The sequence below is a fragment of the Actinomycetospora sp. genome (genome assembly GCF_055612215.1).
The window spans coordinates 1-10615 of sequence record NZ_JBVPVA010000116.1 but is presented as its reverse complement, the minus strand read 5'-3'; the positions used below and the strand labels follow the sequence as shown (position 1 = coordinate 10615).

Genomic DNA, 10615 nt, shown 5'->3' with positions numbered 1-10615 from the left:
GGCACTGTTCCGCGTGACCGACCACGGCCGCACCTGGACCGTCCGCCAGGTGTTCGCCGACCCCGAGGGCGACCACGACTGGGGCATCACCGCCACCGTCGACCTCGACGCCTCCGACGAGCTCGGCTCCGCGGTGGTGCGCGTGACCCACGTGGGCCCGTTCTCGGCGGTGTGAGGAGCTCAGCGCAGGCCTGCGGCCTCCCGGGCCCGGCGCCGACGCACTCTCGCCCGCTGCCACCAAACTCGCTCGAACTCGCCGTTCACAGCGAGCTGGAGGCCGTGCACAAGGTGAATCACCAGTCCGGCCGTGCGCGCCAACTCGGCCTCCCGGTACAGCCCGAAGGTGCGCACGGCGGACCCCACCGTCATCCGCACCTGCCGGCGGAAGGACTCCAGCACCCGGTCGCGCTCCTCGTGCGGGACCAACCGGACCACGTGGCCCTGGCGGTGTCCCGGGTCGGGCTCCCGGACGACGTGGCCGCCGGCCTCCAAGCGCTGCAGCATCTTGGTGGCGGTACTGCGGGTGAGACCCACCCGCTCCCCGACGGTGCCACTCGGCAGCGGTCCGATCCGCCGCAACAGGTCCAGGGCGAGCAGTTCCGGCAGTCCCAGGCCGAGCCGGCCCGCCACGGCGTTGCGGTGGCGTTGGGCGACGGGAAGCAGATAGTCGACGACGAGGTCGGTCAGTTCGTCGACGGCGGCCGCCACGGCGGCCTCGCGCTCCTCGGTCACGTCGTCCAGGGTGCAGCGCGCCGGTCGATCCCGTGGTCGCTTCGAACGGATCGACCCGCGCGGCCTCGGAACCGACACCGCGATGGCGCGACCGCGTCACCGTGACGCGGTTGCGCGGGAGCACTTGTGCCTGCCGGGGCCCGGCGCGCCGACGCAGGGTTCCCGGAGCGATCCACCACCGCGCGACCGCGTCAGCTCTTCTTGCGCGACCGGCCCCGGTTCGCACCCAGCGAGGGCGGTGGCACGACCGGACCGAGGTCGCCGTCGGGGGCCTCGTCCAGGTCCAGCATCACCGGCGCGTGGTCGGACGGGCCGGTGCCCTTGCGGGCCTGGCGGTCGATCCAGGTGGCCGCGCGGCGCTCGGCGATCGGGGTGCCGGCGAGGATGAGGTCGATGCGCATCCCGCGGTCCTGGTGGAAGGCGCCGCCGCGGTAGTCCCAGTAGCTGAAGACGCGCTCGGAGGGCCAGCGCTCGCGGACGACGTCGTGCAGGCCGGCCTTGACCAGCGCCGCGAGGGCGTCGCGCTCGGGTGGGGTGACGTGGGTGGACTCGGCGAAGGCCTCGACGGAGTAGACGTCGGCGTCGGTGGGGGCGATGTTGAAGTCGCCCGCGACGACCGTCGTCGCGGGGTCCCCCGCCTCGACGAGATCGCGCAGCGCGGCCAGCCACTCGAGCTTGTAGGCGTAGTGCGGGTCCTCGCGGTCCCGGCCGTTGGGCACGTAGACCGAGGTCACGCGCATCCCGCCGCAGGTCGCGGAGACCGCGCGGGCCTCCTGGTGCGGGTAGCCGGGGCCGCCCGGCAGGCCCGCGACGACGTCGTCGAGCCCGACCCGCGACAGCACCGCCACGCCGTTCCAGCGGCCCTCGCCGTGGTGCGCGACCGCGTAGCCGCGCTCGGCCAGCGGCGCGGCGAAGGTCTCGTCGAAGGCCTCGTCGGAGAGCTTGGTCTCCTGCAGGCACACGACGTCGGGCGCGCGCTCGTCGAGCCAGCCCAGCAGGCGCGGCTCACGGGCCTTCGCGGAGTTCACGTTCCAGGTCGCCACTCGCACGCCCGCCACGCTAGCCGGGCCCCCCGACGGCCGGGGTCAGCCCTCCACGCGGCGCTTCAGGGTCTGCAGGGTCCGCTGCATGCCCGCGCGGTTGTGCGACGGGCTGTCGGTGGTGCGGCCCTTGCCGATCAGCGACGCCAGCGCGGTGCGCTTGTCCTGCCAGCGCTGGACGATCCGGGTGCCCTGGCCCTCGGGTTCGAGGGTGAAGCTCCAGCGCGCCACGCTCTGGCCCACGACGTCGACGTCCCAGCTGATCGTCCGGTGCGGCTCGTACTCGGCGATCGTGCTCGTCGTCGGCCAGCGGAGCAGGCCCTTGCGGTTCCAGCCGACGAAGCGGGCGCCGGGCTTGGGGCCGCTCACGCCGCCGAGCCACCGCACGGCGTAGGTCTCGGGCGAGATCTCGACGATGCGGGCGGGGTCGCCGACGACCTCCCACACGGAAGAGGGCGGAGCGTCCACGACCTCGCTGACCACCACGTCGGGTGCCTTCTCCGGCACGGCCGGCCTCCTGTTCGTCGCGGGCGGTACTCGTCGGTACCACCTCGGGTGAGGGCGCACTCTAAGGGCACCAGGGGCCGCGGCGCTCGACTAGCGTGAGACCGCGGCTCGACGTGGCGCCGGTACCTTGCTCGGGATCGATACAGTCCCGCTGACCCCTCGCACGGACGGACGGACGCCCATGTCGCTGGACCTCGACGACCTCCGGGTGCGCTCCCTCGGCGACTGCGAGCACGACTCGCCCTTCGCCGAGATGCTCTCCACCAAGCGCACCTCGCCGCACTACGTCGCCGAGGACGACCGCGTGCTCGTCGACGACACGGTCTCCGTGCTGCTCTCCCACGGCGTCCCGATCGACCAGGTGCCGAGCTTCGAGGCGGCCGGACCCCGCAAGAAGATCTTCTTCGACCCCGCGGAGACCACCGTCGGGATCGTCACCTGCGGCGGGCTCTGTCCCGGGCTCAACGACGTCATCCGCGGGATCGTCCAGGAGCTGACCGAGCACTACCGCGTCAAGCGGATCGTCGGGTTCCGCAACGGGTTCAAGGGTCTCTCGCGCGACGCCCGGAACTCGGTCACGGAGCTGACGCTCGACGCCGTGCGCGACATCAACAACGACGGCGGCACCATCCTCGGCAGCTCCCGGGGGGCGCAGGACCCCGACGAGATGGTCGACTCGCTGCTGATCCACGACGTCGACGTGCTGTTCGTGATCGGCGGGGACGGATCGATGCGCGGCGCGATGGCGCTGGTCGACCGGATCGACGAGCGCGACCTGGACATCGCGGTCGTCGGGGTGCCGAAGACGATCGACAACGACCTGCCCTACACCGACCAGAGCTTCGGGTTCCAGACGGCGTTCGCGCGGGCCACCGACTTCATCGCGTCGGTGTTCATCGAGTCGCAGGCCGCGGAGAACGGCGTCGGGATCGTCAAGCTCATGGGCCGGCACTCCGGCTTCATCGCCTGCTACGCGGCCCTGTCCGTGAACGACGCCGACTTCGTGCTGATCCCCGAGGTGCCCTTCGGCCTGGACGGCGACGACGGGCTGCTCTGCCGGGTGGAGAACCACCTGCGCGAGCACGGCCAGGTGGTGATCGTCGTGGCCGAGGGCGCCGGGCAGCACCTGCTCGAGGGCGACGGGACCAAGGACGCGTCGGGCAACGACAAGCTCGGCGACATCGGGCTGTTCCTCAAGGAGCGGATCACCACGAAGCTCTCCGAGGTGGGCCTGGAGCCGACGGTGCGCTACCTCGACCCGTCGTACGCGATCCGCTCGGTCGCGGCGAACGCCTACGACAGCGTCTACTGCGTGCGCCTGGCCCACGCCGCGGTGCACGCCGCGATGGCCGGGCGGACGCAGACGGTCGTGGTGCGCTGGCGACGCCGGTTCGTGCACGTGCCGATGGCGCTCATCTGCGGCCACCGCAACCAGGTGGACCCCGACGGCGACCTGTGGATGTCGGTGCTCGAGGCGACGGGGCAGCCGGCGACGTTCGGCGCCTAGTTGACCTTGACGAGGTCCACGACGAACACGAGGTGCGCGTTCGGCGGGATGACCCCGCCGGCGCCCTGCGGGCCGTAGCCCTGGTGCGGCGGCACGACGAGGATGCGGCGCCCGCCCTCGCGCATGCCCGAGATCCCGAGCTTGAAGCCGTCGATCACCTGGCCGAGCGGGAACTCGACGGGCGTCCCGCCGCGGCTCCACGAGGAGTCGAACTCCCCGCTGTCGGCCACGCGGATGCCCTGGTACTGCACCTGCACGGTGTCGCGGACGCCGGCCTCGGTGCCGCTGCCGACGACGAGGTCGGTGATGTCCAGGTCGCTGGGCAGGGTGTCGGGGGTGACGGACGCGCCGGGCGAGCGGGTCAGGTCCTCGGCGTTCTCGACGGTGACGGCCATGTCCCCACCGTAGGCACGCCGGGCGCCCGCCTACTCCTTGGGGGCCAGCCCGAGCAGCGAGCGCGCCTTCGCCCCGACGGTCTCCCGCACGCCGTTGGCGATGATCGACAGGGCGTCGGACTCCCCGGAGACCTGCGAGCGGGCCGTGTTGAACGCCTGCTGCAGCGTCACGTGGGGCGGGACCAGCGGGATGTCCTTGTCGACCTTCGCGTCCACGACGAACGGCCGGTCCGCGGCGAACGCCTGATCCCACACCGACCCGACGGCCGTCCGGTCCGTGAGGACCGTCCCGTCGAGCCCGAGGAGCTTGGCCCACTCCGCGTAGGGGACGTCCGGGACCGACTGCGACTGCGGGTCGGGCGCCTTCCCGAGCATCCCGCGGGTCTCCCACGAGACGAACGAGAGGTCGTCGTTCGCGAGGACCAGGATGACCATCCGGGGATCGGCCCACGTCCGCCAGTACCGCGCGATCGTGATCAGCTCGTTGACCCCGTTCATCTGCATCGCGCCGTCCCCGACGAGCGCGACCACCGGCCGGTCGGGGTGCGCGGTCTTCGCGGCGAGCGCGTAGGGCATCGCGCCGCCCATCGAGAGCAGCGTCCCCGAGAGCGATCCGCGCTGCCCCGGGCGCAGCGCCAGGTCGCGGGCGTACCAGGAGGTGGCGGTGCCGCAGTCCACGGCGACCTGGACGTCGTCGGGGAGCCGGTCGGAGAGCTCGCGGACGACGAGCTCGGGGTTCAGCGCGGTGGTGTGCTCGTGGGCCCGCTGGTCCGAGTAGGAGTCCCACGAGGCCGACCAGCGCTCGACGTGGGCGCGCCAGTCCGAGCTCTCGCGCTCTCGGAGCAGCGGCAGCAGCCCGGAGAGGGTGGCGGCCGCGTCGCCGGTGAGGTTCACCTCGGTGTCGTAGCGGATGCCGCACCGGGAGCCGTCGACGTCGATCTGCACCGCCCGCGCCTGGCCGGGGGCCGGGTAGTACTCGGTGTAGGGCATCGTCGAACCGACGATCAGCAGCGTGTCGCACTCGCGCATCAGGTGCCACGACGCCGTCGACCCCAGCAGGCCGATGGGCCCGGTGTGCCACGGCGAGCGGTCATCGATCACGCCCTTGCCCAGCAGCGCGGTCGTCAGGCCCGCCTGCAGCCGGTTCGCGACCTCGGTGAGCTCCGTGGACGCGCCGAGCGCCCCGGCCCCGGCGAGGATCGCGACCTTCTCCCCGGAGTTGAGCACCTCCGCGGCCCGCACCAGGGCGTCGGGCGGCGGCGCGCCCGGCTCGGAGGAGGGCACCGCGGAGGTCTGGTAGTAGCCGTGGGCGTCGGGCGGGTCGACGACCGCGGACTCCTCCAGCACGTCGCTGGGCAGGATGATCACGGAGACGGTGCGGTCGGCGAGCGCGGTGCGGCAGGCCCGGTCGACGATGTGGCGGACCTGGGACGGGTCCTTGACCTCGGCGACGTAGCCGCCCACGTCGGAGAACAACGTCGAGAGGTCGACCTCCTGGTAGTACCCGCCGGCCTGCGCGGTCTGCGCCGTGTGCCCGAGCAGGGCCACGACGGGCTGGTGGTCGAGCTTGGCGTCGTAGAGGCCGTTGAGGGCGTGGATGGCGCCGGGACCGCTGGTGACCGCGCAGCAGCCGATCGGCGAGCCGCCGTACTTGACGTCGGCGCACGCGGCGAACGCGGCGGTCTCCTCGTGGCGGACCTGGACGAACTCGGCGTCGTGCCGCTCGGGCAGCGCGGTGAAGATCCCGCCGATGCCGTCGCCGGGATAGCCGTAGAAGCGGTGCACACCCCAGGCGGCGAGACGGTCCAGGACGTGCGCGGCGACGGTCTTCGGTGCACTCACGCCGAGCGGTTACCCGCTGGCCTCACATGTCGATCGGGGCCAGGGGACGCAACGGGTGCTCCAACGGCGCGGGCGGGGTCCCCTCCGGCCCGAACGGCGAGCCGCCGAGCTCCTCGCGGTGGTGCGGGACCAGCCACGCCGAGGGCTCCGGGCCGAGCGGCACGACCTGCGTCGGGTTGATCGTCGTCTGGACCATGTAGTAGTGGCGCTTGATGTGGTCGAAGTCGACCGTGTCGCCGAAGCCGGGGGTCTGGTAGAGGTCGCGGGCGTAGGCCCACAGCGCGCCGAACTCGGCCAGCTTCTGCCGGTTGCACTTGAAGTGGCCGTGGTAGACCGCGTCGAACCGGGCCAGCGTCGTGAACAGCCGGACGTCGGCCTCGGTGATGTGGTCCCCGACGAGGTAGCGCCGGTTCTCCAGCCGTTCGTCCAGGGCGTCGAGCCGGGCGAACAACGCCGCGTAGGCCTCCTCGTAGCGGGCCTGCGTCGTCGCGAACCCGGTCTTGTAGACGCCGTTGTTGACGTCGTGGAAGACGCCGGTGTTGATCTCGTCGATCTCGTCGCGCAGGTGCTCGGGGTAGAGCTCCGGCGCGCCCGGGCGCTGGTGGGCGGCCCACTCGTGCCCCAGGTCGATCGTGATCTGCGGATAGTCGTTGGTGACGAGCTGCCCGGTGGGGACGTCGACGATCGCCGGGACGCTGACGCCGTTCTCGGTGCCGTTCTCCGGGTCCCGCGCGAGGTAGGCCTGCTCGAGGTGGCTGATGCCGAGCACCGGGTCGACCCCGCCCTCGTCGAGGGAGAACCGCCACGAGCGGTCGTCCTGCAGCGGGTCGGTGATGCCCATCGACAGCACGTCCTCGAGGCCCATGAGCCGGCGCACGATGACCGAGCGGTGCGCCCACGGGCAGGCCAGCGAGACGACGAGTCGGTAGCGACCGGGCTCGACGGGCCACTGCCCCGGTCCCGAGGGCGCGGCCACGATCCGGTCGGTGAAGCGCGGCCCGCGGCGCGTGAACGAGCCGCTCGAGTCGGCGTAGGCCTTCGTGTTCCCCGCAGTCGTCGTCACGCCCCCGAGGTTCCCACGCCCGGCGCTGTCGATTCCGGGGATCGGTGCGCGACGTCATGATGAGGGCCCGGAGACGCCGGGCCCCGCACCGAGGGAGGGCCACGATGGCCGGCTACCTGATCCTGCTCTACGTCGACGAGGCCGCCTACGCGGCGGGCGCGGACGGCACGGGCGACGGCGCGCTCTTCGCCGCCCACCAGAAGTTCGCGGCCGAGCACGGCGACGCGCTGCGGGGCGGGGCCCAGCTCGCCCCGAGCGCGACCGCGACCGCCGTCCGCGGCCAGGGCTCCGGGCCGCAGTGGTCCGCCGCCGACGACGCCGTCGTGACCGACGGGCCGTTCTTCGAGACCAAGGAGGCCCTCGGCGGCTTCTACCTCATCGACGCGCCCGACCTCGACGCCGCGCTCGCCATCGCCCGCGACGTCCCGGCCCCGTTCGGTGGGGTCGAGGTCCGGCCCGTCATCTACCCCTGAGGTGGAACCGGCCGACGCGGCCCTCGCGGACGCGCACCGTCACGAGTGGGGCCCGGTCCTCGCCGCGACGGTGCGCGTCACGCGCGACCTCGACCTCGCCGAGGAGTGCGTCCAGGACGCCTACGCGCAGGCGCTCGCCACGTGGCGGACCGACGGCGTCCCGACGCGGCCCGGGGGCTGGCTCACGACGGCCGCCCGGCGCCGGGCGCTGGACCGGCTCCGGCACGAGGAGGTCGCGGTGCGGGCGCTGCCGCTGCTGGTGACCGACGAGGCCGTGGACGCTGCTCCGGACGCGACCGCGGACTCCGACCTCCTCGCGCTGGTGTTCACCTGCTGCCACCCCGCGCTCGCCGAGCCGGCGCGGGTCGCGCTGACGCTGCGCCTGCTGGGCGGGCTCACGACGTTCCAGATCGCCAAGGCCTTCCTCGTGCCCGAGCCGACGATGGCCGCACGGATCACCCGGGCGAAGAAGAAGATCGCGGCGGCGCGCGTGCCCTACCGGGTGCCCGGGCCCGCCGAGCTGCCGGAGCGCCTCGACGCGGTGCTCACCGTCGTGCACCTGGTCCTGACGACCGGCCACACCGCGCCCGACGGCGACGACCTCGTGCGTCCCGACCTCGTCGGCCGCGCGCTCGACCTGGCCCGGCTGCTGCGCGCGCGGTTCCCCGACGAGCCCGCGGTCGCGGGGCTGCTCGCCCTCGCGGTGCTCACCGAGGCCCGGCGGGAGACCCGCGTCGGGCCGGACGGGGCCCTGACGCTGCTCGCCGACCAGGACCGGTCGCGCTGGGACGCCGGGATGATCGTGGAGGGCACGCTGCTGGCGCGGGAGGCCATGGGGCGCTCCGACCGCGCGACGGTGTCGCGCCACGCGCTGCTCGGGGCGATCGCCGCCGTGCACGCCGAGGCGCCGTCGTCGGCCGCGACGGACTGGGCGGAGATCGTGGGCCTCTACGACCTGCTGCTCGAGCGCTGGCCGAGCCCGGTGGTGGCGCTCAACCGTGCCGTCGCGGTCGGGTTCGCCGAGGGTCCGGACGCGGGCCTCGCGGCGCTGGAGCCCCTCGCGGCCGAGCCACGGCTCGCGTCGTACCACTACCTGGCGGCGGCCCGGGCCGAGTTCCTGCGCCGGGCCGGGCGCGACGACGAGGCCGCGCTCGCGGCCTCGGAGGCCCTCCTGCTGGCCGGCAACGCCACGGAGCGGGCGTTCCTCGCCGCCCGCGCAAGAGGGTGAGCGCCACGCGTCCGACAGGTGTGAAGGGGTAGGCCGTCGGGGCACAATCGGGCACGTCCCCGGTGCCGTGGGCGATCATGACCCGCGAGGCCCGAGGAGACGTCTGTATGAGCACCGGCCGCCGTACCGCCCGCGCCGACTCCGTGTCCACCGAGGGCAGCGTCTCCTCCGAGTCGGAGCACTCGGCGCTGCGCGGCGACATCCGCCGCCTCTCCACCCTGCTCGGCCGCACGCTCGCCCGGCAGAACGGCGACGAGATGCTCGAGCTCGTCGAGCAGGTGCGCCGGCTGGTGCGCGAGGCCCCGGAGAAGGGCGACACCGGGATCCGCGACCTGCTCGCCGACCTCGACCCCGGCACGGCCGCCGTGCTCGCGCGCGCCTTCGCGACCTACTTCCACCTGGCCAACCTCGCCGAGCAGACCCACCGCGCCGCGGAGCGCAAGGCCCGCCACGAGGACGGCCACGGCCCGATCCACCTGCTCGCCGACCGGCTCGCCGCCGAGGCGGACCCCGACGAGCTGTCGACGGCGCTGTCCCGCCTCGAGCTCAAGCCGGTGTTCACCGCGCACCCGACGGAGGCCCAGCGCCAGTCGGTGCTCGGCAAGCTGCGCGGGATCGCCGACGTCCTCTCCCAGGACCTCCCCGACGAGGTCGAGGAGACGAAGCTGCACCGGCTCGTCGACCTCATCTGGCAGACCGACGAGATCCGCCCGGAGCGACCGACGGTGCTCGACGAGGCCCGGTCGGCGGCCTACTACCTCGAGCAGCTCGGGCACCACGCCGTGCCCCAGGTGCTGACGGTGCTCGACGAGGAGCTGGCGCGGGTGGGGCTGTCGCTGCCCGACGGCGCCCGCCCGCTGGTGCTGGGCAGCTGGGTCGGCGGCGACCGGGACGGCAACCCGAACGTCACCGCGGAGCTCACCGAGGAGGCGATGCGCATCTACGCCGAGCGCGGCGTGCGCATCCAGCTCGGCCTGATCGAGGAGCTCGTGCAGGAGCTCTCGGTCTCGACGCGGCTCGTCGGGGTGTCCGAGGACCTGCGCCGCGGGCTCGCCCGCGACCGGCGCCATCTCCCCGAGGTCTACGACCGGTTCATCCGCCTGAACGCCGAGGAGCCCTACCGGCTCAAGTGCTCGTACGTCTACGCCCGCCTGGAGAACACCCGCGACCGCTACACCAACGGCACCCCCCACGTGCCGGGGCGGGACTACCTGGGCTCCGAGGAGTACCTGCGCGACCTCGAGGTGATGGACCGCTCGCTGCGCGCCCACCAGGGCGAGCGGATCGCGGACGGGATGCTGCGCGACGTCATGCGCACCGCCAACGCCGTCGGGCTGCACCTGGCCAGCGTCGACGTCCGCGAGCACACCAACTACCACCACACCGCGCTCGCCGCGCTGTTCGACCGGCTCGGCGAGCTGGAGACCCCGTACGGCGAGCTCGCCCACGCCGGGCGAATCGAGGTGCTCTCCACGGAGCTGGCCGGCCGCCGCGCGCTCACCCCGCGGAAGTGGCTGCAGATCGGCGACGACACCAGGGAGACGGAGCGGAGCGGAGCTCGACCCGACGACTCCGTTCGCGAGACCCTCGAGGTCTTCGACTGCATCCGGGGCATCCAGGAGACCTACGGCGAGGAGGCCCTGCACACCTACATCATGTCGATGGCGCAGAACGTCGACGACGTGCTCGCCGTCGCCGTCCTCGCCCGCGAGGCGGGGCTCATCGAGATCACCGCCGCCGAGGACGGCGGCCAGCAGGCGGTCTCGTCGCTCGACATCGTGCCGCTGTTCGAGACCGCGACCGAGCTGAAGATCTCGGGAGACCTGCT

At 73.2% G+C, this 10615-nt stretch carries 11 protein-coding genes; 5 read left to right on the top strand and 6 right to left on the bottom strand.

What is annotated here, in order from left to right; translation table 11 throughout:
- Positions 1–13 precede the first annotated feature (13 nt).
- Positions 14–175 carry a DUF3516 domain-containing protein gene (locus tag AC0CYZ_RS03035; RefSeq protein WP_472212222.1) on the top strand — a complete coding sequence of 54 codons (162 nt, stop codon included), beginning with the start codon at positions 14–16 and terminating at the stop codon, positions 173–175.
- Between the two features lie 5 nt (positions 176–180).
- Here the strand turns inward: AC0CYZ_RS03035 and AC0CYZ_RS03030 are convergent, their stop codons facing one another.
- The 3 genes from AC0CYZ_RS03030 to AC0CYZ_RS03020 form a co-directional block, all read right to left on the bottom strand.
- Positions 181–732 carry a MarR family transcriptional regulator gene (locus tag AC0CYZ_RS03030; protein ID WP_472212220.1) on the bottom strand — a complete coding sequence of 184 codons (552 nt, stop codon included), beginning with the start codon at positions 730–732 and terminating at the stop codon, positions 181–183.
- A 191-nt stretch (positions 733–923) separates the two neighbouring features.
- The gene (locus tag AC0CYZ_RS03025; RefSeq protein ID WP_472212219.1) at positions 924–1781 is read right to left on the bottom strand and encodes an exodeoxyribonuclease III; all 858 of its coding nucleotides are present in this window, start codon (positions 1779–1781) and stop codon (positions 924–926) included.
- A gap of 36 nt (positions 1782–1817) precedes the next feature.
- On the bottom strand, positions 1818–2279 hold the full coding sequence (locus tag AC0CYZ_RS03020) for an SRPBCC family protein (RefSeq protein ID WP_472212217.1): 462 nt from the start codon (positions 2277–2279) through the stop codon (positions 1818–1820).
- A gap of 181 nt (positions 2280–2460) precedes the next feature.
- On the opposite strand from AC0CYZ_RS03020, the gene AC0CYZ_RS03015 reads away from it, so the two are divergent.
- Positions 2461–3786 carry an ATP-dependent 6-phosphofructokinase gene (locus tag AC0CYZ_RS03015; protein WP_472212215.1) on the top strand — a complete coding sequence of 442 codons (1326 nt, stop codon included), beginning with the start codon at positions 2461–2463 and terminating at the stop codon, positions 3784–3786.
- On the opposite strand, the gene AC0CYZ_RS03010 is transcribed toward AC0CYZ_RS03015, so the two are convergent.
- From AC0CYZ_RS03010 to AC0CYZ_RS03000, 3 genes are read right to left on the bottom strand one after another with little or no spacing between them, the layout of a single operon-like run.
- Positions 3783–4181, bottom strand: a complete 399-nt coding sequence (locus AC0CYZ_RS03010; protein WP_472212213.1) for an FKBP-type peptidyl-prolyl cis-trans isomerase — start codon at positions 4179–4181, stop codon at positions 3783–3785. The two genes, AC0CYZ_RS03015 and AC0CYZ_RS03010, sit on opposite strands and share 4 nt — an antisense overlap.
- Before the next feature lie 30 nt (positions 4182–4211).
- The gene (locus AC0CYZ_RS03005) at positions 4212–6023 is read right to left on the bottom strand and encodes a thiamine pyrophosphate-requiring protein (RefSeq protein WP_472212211.1); all 1812 of its coding nucleotides are present in this window, start codon (positions 6021–6023) and stop codon (positions 4212–4214) included.
- Between the two features lie 22 nt (positions 6024–6045).
- On the bottom strand, positions 6046–7086 hold the full coding sequence (locus AC0CYZ_RS03000; protein ID WP_472212209.1) for a glutathione S-transferase family protein: 1041 nt from the start codon (positions 7084–7086) through the stop codon (positions 6046–6048).
- Positions 7087–7190: 104 nt separating this feature from the next.
- Between AC0CYZ_RS03000 and AC0CYZ_RS02995 the strand changes: the two genes are divergently transcribed.
- The 3 genes from AC0CYZ_RS02995 to AC0CYZ_RS02985 form a co-directional block, all read left to right on the top strand.
- The gene (locus tag AC0CYZ_RS02995; protein WP_472212207.1) at positions 7191–7559 is read left to right on the top strand and encodes a YciI family protein; all 369 of its coding nucleotides are present in this window, start codon (positions 7191–7193) and stop codon (positions 7557–7559) included.
- 1 nt (position 7560) lies between these two features.
- On the top strand, positions 7561–8787 hold the full coding sequence (locus tag AC0CYZ_RS02990) for an RNA polymerase sigma factor (protein ID WP_472212205.1): 1227 nt from the start codon (positions 7561–7563) through the stop codon (positions 8785–8787).
- A gap of 107 nt (positions 8788–8894) precedes the next feature.
- A partial coding sequence (locus AC0CYZ_RS02985; protein WP_472212203.1) for a phosphoenolpyruvate carboxylase occupies positions 8895–10615 on the top strand: 1721 nt, incomplete at its 3' end.